The organism is Aliiroseovarius crassostreae, assembly GCF_025137635.1.
In the GTDB taxonomy this organism is placed as follows: Bacteria; Pseudomonadota; Alphaproteobacteria; order Rhodobacterales; family Rhodobacteraceae; genus Aliiroseovarius; species Aliiroseovarius crassostreae.
The window spans coordinates 16,169-38,355 of record NZ_CP080773.1; the positions used below are offsets into that span (position 1 = coordinate 16,169).

General features: G+C 57.7%; 8 protein-coding genes. 6 read left to right on the top strand and 2 right to left on the bottom strand.

Annotation, left to right across the window (positions count from 1 at the left end):
* Window positions 1–20: 20 nt before the first annotated feature.
* Window positions 21–1,754 carry an ABC transporter substrate-binding protein gene (locus K3J57_RS15200; RefSeq protein ID WP_173485072.1) on the bottom strand — a complete coding sequence of 578 codons (1,734 nt, stop codon included), beginning with the start codon at window positions 1,752–1,754 and terminating at the stop codon, window positions 21–23.
* A 324-nt stretch (window positions 1,755–2,078) separates the two neighbouring features.
* On the opposite strand from K3J57_RS15200, the gene dctP reads away from it, so the two are divergent.
* From dctP to K3J57_RS15215, 3 genes are all read left to right on the top strand, one after another.
* Window positions 2,079–3,089: a TRAP transporter substrate-binding protein DctP gene (gene dctP / locus K3J57_RS15205; RefSeq protein ID WP_259795150.1), complete on the top strand. Its 1,011-nt coding sequence runs from the start codon at window positions 2,079–2,081 to the stop codon at window positions 3,087–3,089.
* Window positions 3,090–3,171: 82 nt separating this feature from the next.
* Window positions 3,172–3,804: a TRAP transporter small permease subunit gene (locus K3J57_RS15210; protein ID WP_259795151.1), complete on the top strand. Its 633-nt coding sequence runs from the start codon at window positions 3,172–3,174 to the stop codon at window positions 3,802–3,804.
* An 11-nt stretch (window positions 3,805–3,815) separates the two neighbouring features.
* Entirely contained in the window at window positions 3,816–5,216 is a 1,401-nt protein-coding gene (locus K3J57_RS15215; protein WP_259774944.1) for a TRAP transporter large permease, read from the top strand.
* 104 nt (window positions 5,217–5,320) lie between these two features.
* On the opposite strand, the gene K3J57_RS15220 is transcribed toward K3J57_RS15215, so the two are convergent.
* Window positions 5,321–5,887 carry a hemerythrin domain-containing protein gene (locus K3J57_RS15220; protein WP_259797921.1) on the bottom strand — a complete coding sequence of 189 codons (567 nt, stop codon included), beginning with the start codon at window positions 5,885–5,887 and terminating at the stop codon, window positions 5,321–5,323.
* A gap of 376 nt (window positions 5,888–6,263) precedes the next feature.
* On the opposite strand from K3J57_RS15220, the gene K3J57_RS15225 reads away from it, so the two are divergent.
* From K3J57_RS15225 to K3J57_RS15235, 3 genes are all read left to right on the top strand, one after another.
* Window positions 6,264–10,577, top strand: a complete 4,314-nt coding sequence (locus K3J57_RS15225) for a Hint domain-containing protein (RefSeq protein ID WP_259797924.1) — start codon at window positions 6,264–6,266, stop codon at window positions 10,575–10,577.
* Between the two features lie 652 nt (window positions 10,578–11,229).
* On the top strand, window positions 11,230–21,534 hold the full coding sequence (locus K3J57_RS15230) for a SpvB/TcaC N-terminal domain-containing protein (RefSeq protein ID WP_259797927.1): 10,305 nt from the start codon (window positions 11,230–11,232) through the stop codon (window positions 21,532–21,534).
* Entirely contained in the window at window positions 21,509–22,066 is a 558-nt protein-coding gene (locus K3J57_RS15235; protein WP_259797931.1) for a hypothetical protein, read from the top strand. The genes K3J57_RS15230 and K3J57_RS15235 overlap by 26 nt, the downstream gene beginning before the upstream one ends.
* The last annotated feature ends 121 nt before the right edge of the window (window positions 22,067–22,187 follow it).

Here is a 22,187-nt window from a genome sequence, read left to right on the forward strand (position 1 = left end):
GACCTAGGGGAGACCCCGCCTTATTGTGAGGACCAGCGGGCCACCAGTTCGTCATAGTTGACGGTCTGACCCTGCGGTTTCTCGTTTTCCAACGGCGGCTTGGCCCCTCCATTGGCATACCACCATTCGGCGTCCTTCTCTTCGTTCAGACGCGGGCCGCAACCGCCATAGATATTGGCCTGCTCGTCCGCGCGTTGCATCCGACCCATGGTGATGTCCATCTCCTCGGCCAGGCGATCCATTGCCTGCTGCGGCGTAAAGGCGCCCGAGTTCACGTCACCGATCTGTTGCCACCAGATCTGCGCGAGCTTCGGATAATCCGGCACGTTCACACCGGTCGGCGACCAGGCCACGCGGTCCGGCGAGCGGTAGAATTCCACCAGTCCACCCAGTTTCGGGGCCCGTTCGGTGAAGCTTGCATGGTTGACCGAACTGTCGCGGATGAAGGTCAGACCCACATGGGATTTCTTCACGTCCACGGTTTTCGACACGACAAACTGGGCGTAAAGCCAGGCGGCCTGTGCGCGGTCCGACGGGGTGGATTTCAGGAAGGTCCACGATCCCACATCCTGATAGCCAACCTTCTGGCCTTCTTCCCAATAGGGGCCATGCGGGCTGGGGGCCATGCGCCACAGCGGGTTGCCTTCGGCATCCACCGTATTGTTGCCCTCGGATTGTGGTTTCACCATGTCGGCGGTGAAGGCGGTGTACCAGAAGATCTGCTGGGCCACGTTACCCTGTGCCAGGGCGGGCAGTGACTGATAGAAGTCATAGCTCGCTGCACCCGGCGGGGCATAGTTTCGCAGCCACTCATCCCATTTACGGATCGCATAGACAGCGGCCGGTCCATTGGCGGCCCCGCCGCGGGTGACACTGGCCCCGGCCGGGTTACAGGACCCTGCCTCCATGCGGATGCCCCATTCGTCGATCGGCACCCCGTTGGGTTCGCCTTTCGATCCGGCGCCGGCCATCGACAGCCACGCATCGGTCATGCGCCAGCCCAGATCCGGCGCGCGCTTGCCGTAATCCATATGGCCGTAAATGGCGGTTCCGTCGATTTCCTTCACGTCTTTCGAGAAAAACTCGGCGATGTCTTCATAGGCTGACCAGTTGACCGGCACCCCCAGATCATAGCCGTATTTCTCTTTGAACTTTGCCTGCAGGTCCGGGTTGTCGAACCAATCCTTGCGGAACCAGTAGAGGTTGGCAAATTGCTGATCGGGCAGCTGGTAGAGGTCGCCATCCGGGCCGGTGGTGAACTGGGTGCCCATGAAGTCATCCAGATCCAGTGTCGGTGAGGTGGTTGTCGCCCAATCCCCGGCCATCTGGTCGGTCAGGTTATAGGCCAGCTGCAGGCGCGAATGGGTGCCGATCAGGTCGCTGTCATTCACATACCCATCATAGAGGTTGCGCTTTGTCTGCATCTGGGTCTGAACCGCCTGCACCACCTCACCTTCCCCCAGGATCTGGTGGTTCACTTTGATGCCGGTGATTTCCTCAAACGCCTTGGTCAGGACTTCGCTTTCATAGCTGTGCGTAGGGATACCTTCGGACAGGACATTGATTTCCATCCCCTTGAAGGGGGCGGCGGCCTGGATGAACCATTTCATCTCGGCCATCTGTTCATCTTTCGTCAGGACCGAGGGTTGAAACTCCTCATCGATCCATTTGGATGCGGCGGCCTCATCGGCATACCCCATCGATCCCGCGATCACGGCAGATACCGCAACCGCGGAGAAAAGATACTTGCGCATCTTTGCTCCTCCCATTGTTATTGAAGTCGGCAAGCACGTTGGCTTTTGACTTTCACTATGAATTCACAAGCCGGGGCTTTGTGTCAAACTAATTTTTTAGTAGATTCTAATCTATTGAAAATATGAACTAATTCCCTATGCCCCCGAAGGGGCAATGTCGGCGTCCGACCCCGGCCCACGCAAAATCCGCAGGGGAAACATTCCCCTTTCCGTTGCGGCAACAACCAGGGGTAGGGGCCATCAGGGGCATATTTCTTCTTGGATTGCGTCCCGCCCTGCGCTCATACTTGTCCCAACGACAAGCATGTATCTGGGAGGAAAATCATGCACAGAACCCTGAACCGGGTGGCCCTGGCTGCCCTGTCCCTTGCTTTTGCAACCGAGGCGATGGCCACTGACTGGAACGTATCCCTGTGGGGCAAGCGCCGGGCCTTTACCGAACATGTCGAGAAGCTGGCCGAGCTGGTCTCCGAGAAGACAAATGGCGAATTCACCCTGAATATCTCCTATGGTGGCCTGTCCAAGAACCGCGAGAATCTGGACGGGATTTCCATCGGTGCGTTCGAGATGGCACAGTTCTGCGCGGGGTATCATCGCGATAAGAACCCGTCGATCACGGTGCTGGAACTGCCGTTTCTTGGGGTAACGTCGCTGGAACAGGAAATTGCGCTGTCACAGGCGGTGTATCAGCACCCGGCGGCCGTGAAGGACCTGGCGCGGTGGGATGCCACCCTGCTGATGCCCTCTCCGTTGCCGCAATATAACCTGGTGGGTGTGGGGGATGCCCCCAAAACGCTGGCGGATTTCGAAGGGCTGAGCGTGCGGGCCACTGGCGGGATTGGCAAGGCGATGGAAACCATCGGCGCGGTGCCCACATCCATGTCCGCCACCGAGGTGCGTCAGGCCATGGATAGCGGCATCGTCAAGGCGGTCAGCTTTGCCCCCCATGCCCATATGTCTTTCGGCACCATCGAAAACGCCACCTGGTGGACCACAAACCTGAACCCCGGCACGGTGAATTGTCCGGTGGTGGTGAACACCCCCGCACTGGAAAGCCTGCCGGACGCACATCGCGAGGCGCTGTTGGGATCTGTGGACGAGGCGCTGGCCTATTACGTCGACAATTACAACAACAAGACCATGGTGGCCTGGGGGCCGGCGCTGGAAGAGCGGGGCATTGAGCAGGTGAGCTTCTCGGAGGCGGAGCTTGCGGCCTTCAAAGAGGCGGCCGCCGCCCCGGCCGCCAAGGCCTGGATCGAGGACAATACCGCGCGCGGTCTTCCTGCGCAGGAGCTTTACGACCTCGTGACCGGCATGATTGCGGAAGGCAGCTGATCCTGCCTGACCATTTCACCCCACCCCGAACATGCGGGTGGGGTGAATATTGATTTATATTCAACTAGATACAGGGTGACCCATGGCCGGATCCTCTCTTGTCCTGCGCGACAACAGCCTGCTTAGCCGGATTGATCAGCGTCTTTATCGCATCGAAGGGGCGCTGGCGCTGGTCAGCGGGCTGGCCGTGTTTTCGCTGATGATCCTTGCGGTGATTTCCGTCGGTGGGCGCAATGTGATGAACCAACCGGTGCCGGGCTATGTGGACTGGATCGAACAGGCGATGCCGCTGATTGCCTTCATGGGGATTGCGTTTACGCAGCGCGACGGCGGGCATATCCGCATGGACATGCTGGTTGGGGCGCTGAAAGGGCGGGTGCTTTACATGGCCGAGTTCGTGACCACGCTGATCATACTTGTGCTGATGCTATCGCTGGTCTGGGGCAGCTGGGCCCATTTTGATCGCAGCTTTGATCTGTCCGCACCGATGTGGAGTGCAGACAGCTCCATGGATATTTCGCTGCCGCTCTGGCCCGCCAAACTGCTTGCCCCCGTGGCGTTTGCGGTTCTTTGCCTGCGGCTGGTGCTGCAGCTTTGGGCCTATGGGCGGGCATTTATCACCGGGGCGACAGCCCCTGTTGCGGTGCCCCTGGTCGCGGATGCGGCCACGCAGGCGGCAATGGAGGCCGAGCATGTCTCGGGTCACGACAGGTAAGGGGCGGGCAGATGGAACCGATTGATATTGGGCTGATCGTCTCGGGCGGTCTTCTGGTCATGGTCGTGCTGGGGATGCGGGTGGCGTTTGCGGCGGCTGCGGCGGGCATGATCGGGTTGATCTGGATCTTCTGGGCCAAGTTTGGTTATGCGCCGGAGCGGTTTGGCAAGGCGCTGACCATTGCGGTGAAAACGGCGGGGCAGGTGCCGCATTCCAAGGTCTCTTCGCAGGCTTTGTCGCTGATCCCCACCTTTATCCTGATCGGATATCTGGCGTATTACGCGGGGCTGACCAGGGCCCTGTTCGAAGCTGCAAAACGCTGGCTGGCCTGGGTGCCCGGGGGGCTGGCGGTTTCAACCGTTTTTGCCACCGCAGGCTTTGCCGCCGTGTCAGGGGCATCGGTGGCCACGTCAGCCGTGTTTGCCCGGATCGCCATTCCCGAAATGTTGAAAATCGGGTATGATAAGCGCTTTGCAGCGGGGGTTGTGGCGGCGGGCGGCACATTGGCGAGCCTCATCCCGCCCTCGGCAATTCTGGTGATCTACGCCATCATTGTTGAGCAGGATGTGGGCAAGCTGTTGTTGGCGGGGTTCATCCCCGGCGCCTTTTCGGCGGTGATTTACGGGTTGCTGATCATTGGCCTTGCCAAGGTGATCAAGGGGTTTGGCCCGCCGGTCAGCGGGTTCACCTGGAAAGAGCGGTTCGTGGCTCTGCCGCCTGCGCTGCCCATCGTGTTTGTGGTCATCACCATCATTTTCTTTGTCTACAACCCGTTTGGCGGTGACGCCTGGGGCACGCCAACCGAAGGCGGGGCGATCGGGGCCTTTGTGGTCTTTGCCATGGCGGTCTGGAAAGGGATGCGCTGGTCAGAGCTGAAAGACGCGCTTTTGGAAACCGCAAAACTGTCGGTGATGATTTTCACCATTATCTGGGGCGTGCTGATCTATGTGCGCTTTTTGGGATTTGCCGATCTGCCGGGGGCGTTTTCCGACTGGATCGTATCGCTCGACATGTCGCCAATGCTGATCCTTGTGATGATCCTCTTGGCCTATGCGGTGCTGGGGATGTTCATGGACGCGATTGGCATGCTGCTTCTGACCCTGCCGGTGGTCTATCCGGCGGTGATGGCGTTGAACGGGGGTGAATTTGTCTCGGCCGCCGACAGCACCTTTGGCATGTCCGGGCCAATGTGTGCGATCTGGTTCGGGATACTTGTGGTGAAAATGGCAGAGTTCTGTCTGATCACCCCGCCGATTGGCCTGAACTGTTTTGTTGTCGCGGGTGTTCGCGATGACCTGACGGTGCAGGATGTATTCAAGGGCGTGACACCGTTTTTCGTGGCGGACGCGGTGACCATCGCGCTTCTGGTTGCGTTCCCTGCAATTGTGCTTTGGTTGCCCGGTCAGGTCTGAAGCCTTTCGGGACAAACCTGAAACACTTGGTTTTTCGAAACGGGTAAGCGATGGCAAAGGACCTGCCCCCTTGGCTGAGGGGCAGGTTTTGGGACATGCGCCTGTCATCCCCGCAGGCGGTGATGCAGGATGATCGGCACGGCAAGGTCTTCCTCATCCGTCAGGTGGCGGGTCAGAAAGCGGTCGATCATTTCTGCGCTTTGATGCAACAGGGCGGCCTCTTCGCGGGCCTGTTTTTGGTCCAGCTGCCCCAGCTTGATGACGCGATTGGCCTGCCGGGTGAAGCGATCCAGAACCTGGTCGAGATCGGCGTGATCCTGTTCCAGGATTTCAAGCCCGGTATCAAACCGGGGATCGGCAGTGGCCAGTTCCGGAAAGAAAGCGTGATCTTCCCAGCCGTGATGGCCCTGCAGATTGCCCACCAGCAGGCCTCCGTAATAGGAAAGACGGCCCGCATAGCGGTCGGTTTCTACCTTCTGGTCAAGATAGGTTTCCGTGTCTTCGCGAACCAAAGCGGCCAGGTTGCGAAACATCTGATGCGCGCCCAGCCAGTGGCGGGTTTTTTCCCTGAAACCGGGATGTGTGTCCCAGCTTTCCCGCGGGTAGCTGTCGAGCAAGATCTGCATCTCGTCTGGCATATTGTGGGTGCGGATGGTGAGGGTGTTGAGCATGGTCCTACTCCTTTCCGCACAGATGTGGGGCTGGGCCCCCGCCCGTGTAAGGCCGGTTTCCGCACAGCGCAGTGGCGATAAATGCACAAAGGATTCTGACGCCGCCCGAGGATCGAGACAGGGTAAAGTTGTGGAGCTGCCGGGGTTCCCTTTTGGGTTGTGAGATTCTGGAAAAACTTTGATTTTGCACCCTTTTTAAAGGCGCGCGCCACATTTCGGCCAGATTTGCGTCTCAAAACGCCCTCGTTTGGTCAAATGATTGCCGTGGGTGCTTGCTTTTTTAAGCAATGGTTGGAAATACCTGCGCCAACAAGCGCATAGAAAGCTGGATTTTGTGTGATGCCGATGAGCGCGGCGTGGTAGTGAGGAACGGGTAATGGCAATTCTGGACAATGGTCTCTGGATCAACGGGGCAACGGGTCTGGCCGAGGACGGATCGACCGTCATCTCAGATGGGACGCGCAGCACCACGGTTACGGCTGATTTTACCGGCAATTGGGATGCGACCCAATCGGGTTACAACATCGCTGATCTGGGGGCGTTTGGTGTAACCGAAGCGATCACTGCTGATTACAGTTTTTCGAACCCGGTTGATAATCTGAGCTTCGATTTCCAGCACGTCAATGGCAGTGAGCCGACCTATGACGACATGTGGACGATCTATGCCTATGACGAAAACGGCGATCTGATCGATTCCTCGCTGATCATCGCCTCGCTGAGCGGCATGGATCAGGACATTGTCTATGCCAATCCGGACGGATCGGTGACGCTTGAAAGCGAGGGAACCACTGCGAATGATGTCAATTTCAGCTATAGCGGGTCGATTTCCCGCATTGTCCTGATACTTGACAACGGCACCGATGCCCCCTCTTCGGGGGGATCGGGGATTTCAGATTTCACCTTCGATATCCCGGATGTTGATACAGATGGTGATGGTGTGATGGATTCCGTGGATGTCGACGATGACGGCGACGGCACCCTGGATGTGGATGAAGGGTATAGCGAGAGCACGCCGAGCACGATTACCATCACCTTTGACGGGGATGACTGGTCGGGTGCAGAAAACACCTGGGAATTGCGCGATGCGTCCGGCACGCTGATTGCCAGTGGCAACCCGGCCAATAACGTGGTTGAGGTTACCAATGTCGCGGTGACCGACCTCGGGGATTATACATTCACGGTCTATGACACCTATGGCGATGGGATGACCGGTGGCTCCCTGGGCAGCTATCAGGTGGCTGTTGACGGGGTGACGGTCATTGATTCCGGCGCGAACCCGTCTTTTGGAACGCAGGCGGATCACACATTCGCGGTTGAGACCACGATTACCACCACCGATACCGATGGCGATGGCATTGCCGATCACCTTGATCTGGACAGTGATAATGACGGCATCACCGACAATGTCGAGATGCAGACCACCGATGGCTATGTCGCCCCCAGCGGCGTGGACAGCGATGGGGACGGGCTCGATGATGCCTATGAGGCGGCGGGGCTGACCCCGGTCGACACAGATGGGGACGGGACCGCCGATTACCTCGATACTGACAGCGACAATGATGGCATTCTGGATGTGGACGAAGCTGGTCATGGCTTCACCCAGGCCGAGATTGACGCGTCGGCAGACAGCGATGGGGACGGCATCAAGGACGTGGTTGACGATGTGGTTGGCCATGACGTGAATGACGCGGATGTCGACGGGTCGGGTAACTTCTCGCTGGCGGACAGCGATGGTGATACCGGGGCGGATGGCTCCGGTGCGACGCCGATGGTCAATGACCTGGACTTCCGGGATGCGGCGCCGTCTGACTATATTGTCGAGGGCACCAGTGGCGGCGACCTGATCGACGACTCCTACACGGGGGATCCCGAAGGAGACAAGGTTAACAATACCGACCATTCGGATGGGTCGAATGATGACCGCATTGATGCCGGGGCGGGCGCGGATACGGTGGTGGCCGGTGAGGGCAACGACACCATCTATGGCGGAGAGGGCGACGATTCCATTCAGGGCGGCGCTGGGGATGATGTCATCAGCGGTGATGACAGTCTGCTATCGGCAAATTTCTCGGTTCAATACATTGATATTGATGGCCTAACCAACAATACAGAAGCCACCACGCTTGACACGTATTTTGACCTGACCAACGGGACAATTGATGTCAGCACGGGCGATCTTGCCCCCAGTGGCGCCTATTTGCGGGTCAATGAGAATGGGACCACCACGTCCGATTTCCTTGATCCCGAAATTCAGGCTCAGTCCCCGCCGACGGGCATTGGATATGGGGATACGCAAGGTCACGCACTTGTCTATTCGACCCAGATTACGGTTGAAGGCGGGACATATACGTTTGATGCGGATTTCTACAACTCGGCGGCTCTCTATATTGACGGTCAGCAGGTGTTCTTGTCCGAATCCCTTGGCGAAAATTCCGCCAGCGGTTCGATCACGCTGACACCTGGCACCCATGATGTCGTCATTCTGTATGCCAAGGACACAACCGCAAATTCCCAGGATCTGGATATGACGATCAGCGGGGGGGAGTTTGGGCCCAACCCTGTTCCGTTTGAAGAATCTCATGCTTTCGGCACGACAACCGACACCGGGAATGACAGCATTGATGGTGGGGCCGGGGATGACGTGATCTCTGGTGGCGCCGGGGCCGACACCATTGATGGTGGTGCGGATAATGACAGCCTGGATGGTGGGGCCGATGCGGATAGTTTCCTGGTGCAGGAAGGTTTCGGCAACGACACGATCATCGGCGGGGAAACCACCACCACCGGCACGGATGAGGATGTGATTGACGGTGGCGCCATGACCACCAACACCACGGTGACCTTCACGGGCGACGAGGCCGGCACGTTCACCGATGGCACCAATACGGCAACCTTCACAGAGATTGAGAACATTGCCACCGGCAGCGGTGACGACACCATTGATGCGAGCCTTGACAGCTCGGGTCTTGGCCTGTCTGGCGGGGCCGGGGATGACATGATCACCGGTGGCTCCGGTCAGGATGTGATTGACGGTGGCGCGGGAACGGACACGATCTCTGGCGGGGCCGGGGCGGACAGTCTGACCGGCGGCGACGATGATGATGTCTTCCTGCTTGATGACGGGTTTGGCAATGATACGATTGTCGGCGGCGAGGGTGTGACCACCGGCGAAGATCTGGACACGATCACCCTGACCGGCTCAACGGGTGTTACGGTTGATATGTCCGGATCCGACCCCGAGGCGGGCACGATCTCGGATGGCAGTTCAACCGCAACCTATTCGGAAATCGAGAAAATCTATCTGGGCGGCGGGCGTGACACGCTGATCCTGGCGGATGGGTCCGGGGACCGACAGGTTGCGAATTTCGATGTTGCCGATAGCGGTGATGGCACTGCCAATGACCAGCTGGATGTGTCGGGCCTGACCAGCGATGGCGGAACCACACCGGTGACCACAACGGATGTGACGGTGACCGATGACGGGTCGGGCAACGCGGTTCTGAACTTCCCGGGGGGAGAGAGCATCACGCTGGTCGGCGTGACGCCGGAACAGGTGGATTCCATTGATGAACTGGTTGCCATCGGTATCCCGGACGGCCGCGACTATATCGTAGAGGGCACCAGCGGCGGCGACCTGATCGACGGCTCCTATACGGGGGATCCCGAAGGGGATCTGGTTGACAGCAATGACCATTCCGACGGGTCGAATGATGACAGCATTCTTGCCGGTGCCGGTGATGATACCGTTCTTTCGGGCACAGGGGATGATACCGTCTTTGGCGGAACCGGAAGTGATGTTCTTACCGGCGGGGAAGGCGCGGACGAGATCCACGGCGGGGATCATGCGGACACGATCACCCTTGCCGAAGGGGATACCGTCTATGGGGACGGTGGGGACGACCTGTTTGTTGTCACCGACTACGGCGAGGCCGGAACGGGCAATATCACTGTTGTCGGCGGTGAAACTGACGAAACCAATGGTGACACGCTGGATTTCCGCGGCCTGACCCATTGGGACAACATCACCTATACCAACACCGATCCGGGGGTCGGTGGCGGCATGAGCGGCTTTGCCACGCTTGATGACGGTTCGGTGGTGACCTTCAGCGAGATCGAAAATATCATCATCTGCTTTGCGGCAGGCACGCGCATCACCACGCCAGCTGGCACGCGTGAGGTGCAGGACCTGCGCCCGGGTGATCTGGTTCTCACCCGCGACAATGGGGTGAAACCGATACGCTGGGTTGGAAAGCGCACCGTGCCCGCACGGGGCAGCCTTGCGCCAATCCGCTTTGCGCCGGGCGCGTTGGGCAACACCCGCCCTCTGCTTGTCAGTCCACAGCACCGGATGCTGATCCAGGGGGCCAATGCCAACCTGATCTTCGGGGAAAGCGAAGTGCTTGCCACGGCCAAACATCTGGTGAACGGGGGGACGGTTGCCGAACAGGTCGGCGGTGAGGTCACCTATGTGCATATCATGTTCGACCAGCACGAGATCGTTTATGCCGAAGGCGCCGCCACCGAGAGCTTTTTCCCCGGCGGCACCGGGTTGGACGCGGTGGAAGATCAGGCCCGAGAGGAGCTTTTCGCCGTATTCCCAGAGCTGCGCAGCAGTGCCGGGAATTTCGGGGAAACCGTCCGTATGTGTGTAAAAGCACATGAGAGCAGGCTGTTCGCCCAATCCATCTGATCAGTTGGCAGAGCTGAGAGAGGCTGCGCTCCGGTGTGATAGAACCGAGCGCAGTTTCGCTTGGGTTGCAGGCGATCCGTAGGGGGAGGGGGGGCATCTCACGTGGTTTTTGGCGCGCGCAGGATCTTTCTGGCATAGGTTGCACTCAGGTGACGCTGTGCCGCCCAAAACGGCGGGTCAAAGTCAGATTTTGCGATCAATCCGCCCACGCCACGCCACGGCCAGAGGAATTTTGCCCTCATACCGTAATTCAGTCGTGAGATTTTTGCCGCGGGCCGTCAGGGTCGGGTGGATAGGCGTGCAAGCTGTCGGGCGCTCTCGGTGCTGAATATTTAACTTGCAAAACAAGATCCGCCAATAGTTGAATATGTATTCCATCCGTAAAAAATATCGCCATAACTAACTGATAAATATAGATAATAAAAATACAACAAAAGGTTGACTAAAGGTTAATGACTAACATACCCTTATAAGTAGTTTGTATTTTGTAGGTGATGCTATGTTTGGGCGACTTTTGTCTCGTGCTCTGTTTCTCGCGTTTGTACCAGTTCTTTTTGTTTCAACTGTAACTGCCCATGCTGATACGATCGCCCGATTGCCGGTCCGATCAGTCTCTCTCACATCAGATGATGCTTTGCCCGCTTCGGTTGCTTTGCAAGAGCAGAGAGACCGGCTGTTGGCGTTTGATCGCGACACCGGATCCGGGTTGACGCTGTTTGGCAACGCCCGTGTGGACATCACCCTTGATGGCCAGCATCCGGTTCGCGAAATGCGTGTGTTTGGCCCGGCACCATACAAACTGACCCTGACCACCTCTGCCAGCACCACCACGCCTGACCTTTCGCTTGATCTGTCCACACTCGGAGATGGGTGGAACCGGATTGCGCTTGCAAACATCGCTGAAACCCAGACAATTTCGCTTGAACTGACTCCGATCGCTGGTGGTGATGCCACGGCGCTGGCCGAGATCGAGTTTTGGGGAGACCAACCCATTGGCGCCGTGTCACGTGACGCCGCAATGGCCGCACTCACGGAACAGACCAGCCACGGGGCATGGCGCCGGGTGGATCTGCTGTCGGCAGCAGATCCGGTTCTTTTGGATGACACAACACCGGTTGTGACGTCGGAATTTGATCTTCCCTATCTGACAACCGAAATCCGCGCTGCTTACCTGGCCTATGAAGGTCGTGGGGATCAGGCGATGATCGCGCTGGGTCGCGCCTTTAACGGCCAGCCGTTCCAGGGGGGCTATCCCTTTGCGCCCAGCGAAGACTGGGTGGCGCAGATTGAGGAAATCGACCCGACCCATCTCAAGGCGGGTCAAAACCATGTAAGCTACGCGCTTGGCGCGTCGATGGGCTATTATGAGCTGCGCAATATGCGCCTGGTGGTGGAACTTGCCACGGGTGCAAAAATTGCGGTCACCGACGCAACTGCAGCCGTTCTTGACGCAAACCCGGCAACGACCCTGACCGTGGATAGCAGCGCGTCAGACGTTGTTCTGGGGCTTGAGAAAACAGCCGACCTTGAGGCGATTTCCGTGTCCTTTGCCAGCGTGCCCAGCGGAACGGTGCAGGTTGCGGCGAAGATCGGATCGGAATGGGTTGCGGCCGGATCCGCAATTGACCTGTCCGCCGTGGCGGCAGGCGACGTGGTCGATCTGCCCGTATCCTCTTATGGAGCCTCTGAATATCGACTGAGTTTCGCTGATATTTCAGTGCCTTTCAGCCTTTCGGAGATTTCCGTTTCGGGGTCCGAACTGGGGGCCACATGGGGCGACAGCCAGCTGAAGCTGAGCTGGCCTCTTAACGGCGAAAACTACGGCACGGTTGGCCTTGTGCGCGGCTTTGTCTCGCAACCGGAAACCGCCGATGGGGCGGCTCAGGTGTTTGTGGCGGGTCTGCCTGTGACCATGTCGGGCGGCTCGTTTGAGGCTCTGGTCTCGCGCGAGCAGGCCGGATTTGGAGCGACGACGCTGGATCAGCCCTGGTCGGTGCAGGTCACGCTTGTGGCCCCGGATGGGGTGGAAACCGTGACCACGGTTCCGTTTGCCGCGCTGGAGGATGCCGGAAGCTCGGTCGAGGGATACCTGCCTGAACCTTCGGTCGAGACCGTGACCGCGGATGCGGCGTCGGTTCTGACCAATGAAGGGGCCGCCCTGGAGGTGGACGCGGCATCGGTCAATTCGGATGTGGCGATCAGCATCACCCCGCTGTTGCCGGCGGAACTGGCGCGGATGGATCTGGGCCTGAAAAACGTGACCCGTGGCCGCACCAAAGGCTATCGGATGCTGCCGCATATGAAGTTCAACAAAAAGGTCCGCATCAAGCTGGATTATGATGAGAGCTTCATTCCGACCGGATATGGCGAAGACGACATCAAGGTCTATTTCTTTGACGAAGGGGCAGGGCGCTGGGTGGCGCTGACCGGTATTCAGGTCAACAAGAACGCCAATTGGGTGAAGGCCGAAACCGATCACTTCACCGACTTTATCGCAGGCGTGGTTGTAGCACCGGAATCGCCGCAAACCGCGAATTTCAACCCGACCCAGATCCAGGGCATCAAGGCCGCGGATCCCACGGCCAAGATCAACCTGATCGAAGCGCCGTCTGCCAGCAATATGGGGGACGCCAACCTGGGCTATCCGATTGAACTGCCGGCGGGCCGTCTTGGCATGGCGCCGTCGCTGCAGCTGGGTTACAGCTCGGGGGCGCAGAACGGTTGGATGGGGCAGGGGTGGAACCTGACGGTTCCCGAGATCTCGATCGACACCCGCTGGGGTGTGCCGCGCTATGATGCCGGGTTCGAGACCGAGACCTATTCGTTCAACGGTCAGATGCTGACGCCGGTTGCACACCGCGCGGCGCTGGTGGCACGTGAAATTGATCGTGAATTCCAGGCGCGGATCGAAGGCGGGTTCCAGAAGATCATCCGCCACGGCAGCCACCCGTCGAACTACTGGTTCGAAGTGGTCGACAAGATGGGCACCCGTTACGCCTATGGCGGCAATCTGGACAGTGGTGCAATTGACGTTTCCGCAGCTCTTCTGACCGATGCGGGCAATGTTTTCCGCTGGAAACTGACCGAGGTGCGGGACGCCAACGGCAACTTTGTCAAATACCACTATGGCAAAGTGGCCTCGACCGGTCTGAAGCAGGGGGCCAACCCCGGCAAGAACATCTATGTCGAGCGGATCACCTATACCGGCCATAACGGGGCAGAGGGCAGCTATGAGGTGCTCTTTACCCGCGACCGCGAACTGCCCGGTTTCGTCGAGCGCAAAGACACGGTGATTGATGGTCGCGGCGGGTTCAAGCAGGTGACGGCTGACCTTCTGCGCCATATCGAAGTGCGCCTGGATGGCACGCCGGTGCGGGCCTATGAGTTCGCCTATACCGAAGGTGCTTATCACAAGACGCTGCTGCAATCCGTGACGCAATATGGCGCCGATGGCACCGCCTTCAACTCGCACAGCTTTGACTATCATGATGATGCCCGCAATGCCGATGGCAGCTATAAGGGGTTTGCGCCGAAGGTCAGCTGGAACGTGCCCGGCGGGGATGTCAGCAAGGTCAGCGCGATCCAGGGGTCTGAAACGGACAGCATTGGTGGCTTCTTCAATATTGGTCTGAGCTTCTTCGTTCCGTCCTGGGAATACGCGCCTTTGACTGTTGGTGCGAAGTTTGGCGGCGGCAAAGGCGACGTCGAAGAGCTGCTTGCGCTGATTGATATTGATGGCGACGGGCTGGCGGACAAAGTTTTCAAAAACGGGTCAAATGTCAGCTATCGCAAGAACCTTTCCGGTCCTGCCGGGGGTGGTTCGGTGGCATTTGCCAGCGTGTCCAAACCGGTTGTGAATCTGCAGCGCATTGGCGCGTCCAACTCGCGCAGCGGTGACCGTTCGATTGAAGTGGCCTTTGTGGGGATCACCGCGGGCCTGACCAAGTCGGACAGCACAACGGAAAGCGAGATCTATTTCTCGGATGTGAACGGGGACGGGCTTGTTGACCTGATCAACGGGGCAACTGTTCTGTTCAACACGATCAACTCCAATGGCGAGCCCGAGTTCACGCTGAATGTCAGCGAAACGCCTTATCCGATCCCGGACAGTGCCGCCTCTGCGGATGTTCTGGATGTGGATCTGTCCAGCGTGCTGGCCGCGATCGAGAAGGCCTCTCCGCTGGTGGATGCGGTCACGATCTGGGAAGCGCCTTATGACGGGCAGGTTCAGGTCACGTCGGATGTTGCATTGCATCAGTTCACCGGGGCGGACCGGGCGGATTATGAAACCGCTGATGGTGTGCGCGTGGCCATCCAACTGGAAGGCGCCGAGCTTTGGACGACCTCGATTGCCCAGGATGATTATACCCCCAAGGCTGCAAATGTCGGGCCGTTGACGGTGTCGAAAGGCGACCGGATCTATTTCCGGGTGCAATCGAACTATGACGGGGCTTATGATCAGGTCGCATGGGAGCCGCATATCGAATATGTCGGTGTGGATCTTGCGCAGACAGACGCAAATGATCTGTCGGTCCATGTCTATGACCATGATACGGATTTCACCCTCTTCGGGTTTGGAAACGGGGCTGTGTCCGCGCCAAAGGATGGCACGGTTCAGATCAGCGGCACGCTGAACAAAACCGCCGCAACCACCGATGATGTTGTCCTTGACCTTCTGGTGAACGGTGTTGTGGTCGATAGCCACACATTCGCCGCCGCCAGCACCGGGTCTTATTCGATCTCGGAAAGCCTGGCCGTTGTCGCAATGGTGGTGGACACCAATACCGGCACGGTTACGCAAGAGGCGGACACAATTGCCGTGCGCCTGTCAAATGACAGCCGGATTGATGCCTCTGCGCTGAACTGGTCTGCAACCGACACGCCGCGCTTTACCTACACGGCCTTTGCCGATGGGTCTGATGTGGTTGATGGAAATGGAAACCCGACGGTAGAAGTTGATCTTTATTCCACGATCAACCTGATGGCGGGCAGCAATTTCAGCACCCCGGCCACCGCCTGGACGGTGCCGGAAACCGGCACATATCTTCTGACGCCAGAGGTGGACCTGTCCGCAGGTGTGCCGGATGGATCAATGGTTCTGACCTTCAAATCGGGCGGCAACCGGATCTACAAGGACACACTGTCGGTAGTGGGTGGGTCTCTTGTGGCCAGCCAGTTCAGCTTTGATCTGACCGCCGGGGATGAAATCTGGATCGAATATGCCGATCCCACCGCGGCTGTGGCAGGCTATGTCACCGAGGCCAGATTGCATATCGAACTGCCGGACCCGCTGGATACCACGGCACCGATCGACAATCTTGTGGATGAGCTGTGGGTCGCTGAACTGCACAGTGCGGATTATGCCCCCATGGCGGGCGAAGCCCATCGTGGCTGGCTGCATCTTGGCTATGACGGCAGCGAACCGGAACAACCGATTGCGATCAGCGAGGCTGATCTGGAGGGTCCGACCCAGGCAGAAATGGAAGCCTTGGCAGCTGACGTTCAGACGGCGGCCGAGGATCGCAATGAAGATGATGCGATCTACGAGTCCTTTGAGCAGAAGATCTTTGCCCTGACACCCGAATATGACGTTGCACGTTGGGTGGGTCAGGAAGACGAGATCTTTATTGCAGATGCGCAGATGGCATCGTCGCGCATGAACAACAATTTCCCGTCTGTGCCGGATCCGACCGTGTTTGTCGGCGCACGGGGTGTTCCGCAGATCTCCGTCACCGAAAACCGGAACTTTACGGTTGGTGCGGTCGGGCTTGCGCTGAACTTCACCAAAACGAAGTCCTATTCCATCCTGGATTATATGGATGTGAACGGCGATGGCTTCCCGGACATCCTGTCGCCGAATGGCCGGACCCAATACACCCATATGCTGGGTGCGCTGGAGAACACCACCTCCACGGCCGCAAACCACGAGGCCTATACGCGCAGAAGCCATGCCTCCAACGAATATCTGTCGATTGGCGATGGCAAATTCTTCCCGATGGCCGACAAGAACGGTCGTCTCTCGGCCTCAGGATCGGGGGGGGCCTATGGCCAACTGTCCCTGAACCTTGGTCGCGCCACGATTGGTATCTCGTTCACCCCGACCACACAGACCTATGCGGATTACGATCTGCAGGATGTAAATGGCGACGGGCTGCCGGATCTGGTCAAGCAGGATGGGAATGCGCTGAAAGTGCGTCTGAGCACCGGTTATTCCTACCTGCCGCTTGATGAAACTTATGGCCTGACCCCGCTGAACGATGCGGAGAACCACAGTGATACCATCTCGCTGGGCTTCAACACCGGCCTGAGCAGCCTGAGTGTGTCGGGCAGCTATTCCGAAGGGTATAGCCGCGTGAACGCCAGCCTGAACGACATCAATGGCGATGGGATGCTGGATGCGGTGCGCCGCGGATCCTCGGGGGATCTGATTGTCGCCCTGAACTCGGGCAGCGGGTTTGAAAGCGCCGTTTCCTGGTCAAGTGGCGGGCAGGGCAGCGCGTTTGTCGAGACGAACTCGAAATCGCTGGGCGTCGGCGGAGGAAGTGCCACCGGCTATATCCCGGTCATTCCGCTCTTCCCGGTCTTCTATATCGACATCGGTGGAGGTCTCAACTTTGGGAAAACCACCAGCTGGTCGCTGGTGCGCATTTCGGATGTGAATGGTGATGGCGACCCGGATCTGTTGCGGTCAACCGACGACAATGAATTGCGGGTGAGCTATGGCACCGAAGGCCGGACCAATATGCTCAAGACCGTGCATCGTCCGCTGGGCAGCACGATTGCGATGAACTATGGCGTGACCGGCAATACCTATGACCAGCCGTCGAACCGCTGGGTGATGAACCGCGTCGAAGTCTATGACGGGTTTGACGGGGACGGGTCTGATCGTCTTGTGTCGACCTTTGCCTATGCAGACGGCTATTATGATCGTCAGGAACGCGAGTTCTATGGCTTTGCGACCGTGACGGAAAACCACCTGAACTATGTGTCAGCGGGCAACGAGACGGTCTATCGCACGATCACCAACAGCTACGACAACACGAGCTATTATGGCAAAGGGTTGATGCTGTCCTCGCTCACGCAGGATGCGGCGGGCAACCGGTATCTTGAAACCACCAACAGCTATGCGTTCCGCGATGTTCATGCGGGAAGCGCAGGGGATGTTGCGTCGCTGACGGCCACCATCTTCCCGCAACTGGTGCGCACCGATAAGGCCTTTTATGAAGGGCAGGGCAGTGCAGGCAAATCGACCTACACCACCTTCGCCTATGATTATCTTGGCAATGTGACCCGCTTCTTTGATGCCGCCAACCTGGATACGGCAGCGGATGATGTGGAAAGCCTGATCAGCTATCACAGCGATCCGGCGGCCTATATCGTCGGCAAGGCCAACCAGGTTGTGGTCAATGGCAATGGGGCAGAGATGCGCCGCCGCACCGCCGTGTTTGAAACCGGCACCGGCAACCTGCTGGAGGTAAACGCCCATCTGGCCAACGGCACCGTGTCGCAGACCACGCTGGCCTATGACATCCGTGGGAACCTGATACAGGTTCAGGGGGCTGAGAACCTGAACGGGCAGCGCTATACGCTGGACTACACGTTTGACCCGGTTGTGCAGACCTATGTCACCGCGACGTCGGACAGTTTCGGCTATGGCTCGACCGCTGAATACGACTTCCGCTTTGGCGAGGTCACCAGCACCACCGATATCAACGCCCAGTCCATCACCAACACGCTGGATGAGTTCGGCCGGGTTCTGACCATCACCGGTCCCTATCAGGATGCCGATGCGACGATCACCTTCGCCTACCACCCCAAGCGTGATGTGCCCAATGCGCCGGTCACCTACCCGGCTGTGGATCTGTCCTGGGCACTGACCCAGCATATCGACAGCTATCGTGACCTGTCGGATCCGATCGAAACGGTGTTGTTTGCCGATGGCCTTGGCCGCGTGCTGCAGACCAAGAAGGATGCAACGATCTATCAGGGCGGCAGCTATGTTGACATGATGGTGGCCTCGGGCCGCGTGATGTTTGACCATGTCGGGCGCCAGATTGAGCAATATTACCCGGTGCAGGAAGCCCTTGGCAGCCAGGGTGTGTTCAACGACACCCAGGATAATGTTGCACCGACGGTCACCACTTACGACATTCTGGATCGTCCGCTGATCATCACCATTCCGGATGGGTCCTCGACCCAGATGGCCTATGATTTCGGCCCGGACCGTGAGGGGCTGACCCAGTTCCGCACACTCTTTACCGATGCCGAAGGCAAGATGCGCGAAACCTATGCGGATGTGCGCGGGCTGATGACCTCGGTCAAAGAGATGAACCCGACCGGCGGGCAACCGACAATCTGGACCTCGTATCAGTATGATCCGCTGAAACAGATCACGCTGGTAACCGATGATCAGGACAACCAGACCACGGCCAGCTATGACAATCTGGGACGTCAGATTGCCATCGACAGCCCGGATATGGGCCTGACCGAGTTCACCTATGACCCGGCCTCGAACCTGATTGCCAAACAGACCGCAAACCTGGCGGCAGCCGGCAGCGAGATCACCTATCAGTATGATTTCAACCGCCTGATGGGCGTGACCTATCCCGAGTTCACCGGCAACAATATCGCCTACACTTACGGCGCGCCGGGGGCATCGGATCACCGGGCCAACCGGATTGTGACCGTGCAGTCGCAGGCAGGCACCGAAGAGCGTTTCTATGGTCGCCTGGGGGAGACGGTGAAAACCATCCTGACGGTGGCCTCGGACACGCAGGGCAATTCGGCGGGCAGCCCCGAGATCTATACAACCGAATACACCTATGACACCTGGAACCGTCTGCAGAGCATGATCTACCCGGATGGTGAGGTGCTGGTGAACGGCTATGACAGCGGTGGCAAACTGATCACCATTGACGGGGCCAAAGCCGGGTTCGACTACAGCTATCTCAAGGAAATGGGATACGACAAGTTCGGCCAGCGTGTGTTCATGCGCCTGGGCAATGACACCACGTCGACCTACAGCTATACCGATGACACCCGTCGTCTGGACACGCTGCAAACCCACAGCGCGCAGACCGGTCGCACCTTCCAGAACATGACCTATGGCTATGACCTGGTGGGCAATATCCTGTCGCAGGCCAACCTGGCGGAAAATGCCGATCCCAGCCTGCTGGGCGGGGCCACGGCCTATAGCTATCAGTATGACGACCTGTATCGCCTGATCGGGGCCACGGGCAGCTGGAATGCTCCCAACAACCCCGAAAGCTTCACCCTGTCGATGTCTTACGACACGATCCACAACATCACGACCAAGACGCAAAGCCATCTGGTCACGGATCGCGAACAGATGAAGACCAGCTATGACTGGGCCTATGATTATGGCGGGGCCCAGCCCCATGCGCCGTCCCATATCGGGGACCGTGCCTTCAGCTATGATGCCAACGGCAACCAGACCGGATGGGAGCATGACCAGAACGGCACCCGTCGCACGATCACCTGGGACGAGGAAAACCGTATCCAGTCGATCGCCGATAACGGGGCCACAACCACCTATAAATACAACGACGCGGGCGAGCGGATCTTCAAGGTCGGCGCGCAGGGTGAGACGGTTTATGTCAACCAGTTCTACGTCATTCGTGGCCGTCAGGTGGGGTCGAAACACATCTTCGGCGGCGCGCAGCGGCTTGTCACGAAACTGGCCTCGCAGCCGGTGTTCGAAGACAGCACGTCAACAAGTTCGACCCCCACCACCCTTGCAGCGCCCGTTGATGGCAACAACGGCAATGGCAAAGGCGCGGGCAGCGCCAACGCCCATGGCAACAACCCGAATGCGGGCGGCGCCAATGGCAATGGAAACGGGTCCGGTGGCGGAAACGGAGGCGGCACTGGCGGTGGATCAGGCGGCACTGGCACCACCGGCCCGCAAGAAGAACGCATCTTCTATTTCTACCACCCCGATCACCTCGGCTCGTCGAGCTATGTGACCGATATCGACGGATTGGTGTTCCAACACGTGGAATACTTCCCCTTCGGTGAAACCTGGGTGGAGGAACATTCCAACCGTCAACGCACGCCTTACCTGTTCACAGGTAAAGAACTGGATGAAGATGTCCAACTCTACTACTTCGGCGCGCGGTATTATGATCCCCGGACGTCAGTGTGGCAGTCGCCGGATCCGATTTTGGCTGACTACCTTTTGGGAGAGAGGTCAGGTGAAGGTGTTTATACGCCGAGGAACTTGAACTTGCTTGGGTATAGTCACCAAAGGCCTGTGGTTCTCAGTGATCCAAATGGTGAAGAACCCATCTTTGATCTATTCGACACACAACAAAGAGCGGATGCCGTAAACTTGGGAACTGCTCTCCAGAACTATGCTCGAGCTGAACAGCTCCAAATCGCGATTGAGGAAGGTAGGCTTAATCAAGCAATTGGTGAAGTATATATTCGAGACACTCTAATCTTGGCAAACAGCCAGATGGGGCGGGTTGGTAAAGGCCGATTCATGAGAGGATTGGATGATGCCCTTACGGCGGCAGAATTGCTCGGTCCGTTGACTTTGGGCATCGGTAGTGCCGCTAAGGCACCCGTATCGGGAGGCAAGCAAGCGGTTGATGGAGCTGGGGCACTTGTACCAAAAGCTGCGGTGCCACTTGGTAAATGGGGTGAAACTAGACTTGGAGCATACCTCAAATTTGCTGGAACTAAACCATCCAAGGCATTCAAAACGTCAAAAGGATTGCGATATGTGGATAGGCTGGTTGATGGTGTTGCCCACGAAGCCAAAGCTGGATTGAACGTAAAACTCAATTCATCTTATCGTACGCAGATTCTGAAAGATGCTGAGTTAGTTCGTACAGGTAAAGTGGATGATGTAGTTTGGCACTTCTTCCAAGGAGCGGATCAATCAATTAAAGATTTCCTAAAACAAAATGGAATCAAATACATTGAGCATTGATGATGAACCAAAATCATTCGATGAAATGAGCGATGCAGAAGCGGGTCAGTTTTTGCATGAGTTCCTTGCTACCGAAGGAAAAATCCTTCACGAAACCATTCGTCTAAAACACGAAGCGGGTCAGGATTTTGATATAGGGCGAGAGTATTTGCTTTCGTATTTTAAGGAATTTGACCCCATTGTTCGCCCGAAGTATCGGCCTTGGGGGGATCGTTTGCCTGAGTATCTAAAAGAACTTCCGATGCATGCAAAAGGGGAGTCATATTATGATCATGATTCAAATATGTGCTTGCTCCGGATGGGATATTACTTTGGGGAATGTTTACTTAAAGAGTTTCCGGGATTGCGGTGGGGAATTGCTGATCGAGGATATGCCCATTCTGGTCAACCCGCAGTGATTGGATTTCCTCATGATGATCAGTGCCCTGTTGTGCATATATGCTCAACCGTAATGAAACGTATCGATAGTAGAGAACTGGGGTTTGGTGAATTTTTGAACACGCTTGATGCGTGGCGAGAGAAAATGATCTGATCCGCAAACAAAAGCACGAACATAACAGTACCGACAATCTTGTGCTGCGCACGTTCGGATGGGGGAGTGATCCCCCGGATCACCCCCTGATCCATCCTCATCCAACACGTAGGCCCTCCGC

Coding starts and splice junctions, on each gene's coding strand:
- K3J57_RS15200 (WP_173485072.1), bottom strand. CDS start 1,754: ATGCGCAAGTATCTTTTCTCCGCGGTTGCGGTATCTGCCGTGATCGCG.
- dctP (WP_259795150.1), top strand. CDS start 2,079: ATGCACAGAACCCTGAACCGGGTGGCCCTGGCTGCCCTGTCCCTTGCT.
- K3J57_RS15210 (WP_259795151.1), top strand. CDS start 3,172: ATGGCCGGATCCTCTCTTGTCCTGCGCGACAACAGCCTGCTTAGCCGG.
- K3J57_RS15215 (WP_259774944.1), top strand. CDS start 3,816: ATGGAACCGATTGATATTGGGCTGATCGTCTCGGGCGGTCTTCTGGTC.
- K3J57_RS15220 (WP_259797921.1), bottom strand. CDS start 5,887: ATGCTCAACACCCTCACCATCCGCACCCACAATATGCCAGACGAGATG.
- K3J57_RS15225 (WP_259797924.1), top strand. CDS start 6,264: ATGGCAATTCTGGACAATGGTCTCTGGATCAACGGGGCAACGGGTCTG.
- K3J57_RS15235 (WP_259797931.1), top strand. CDS start 21,509: ATGGAATCAAATACATTGAGCATTGATGATGAACCAAAATCATTCGAT.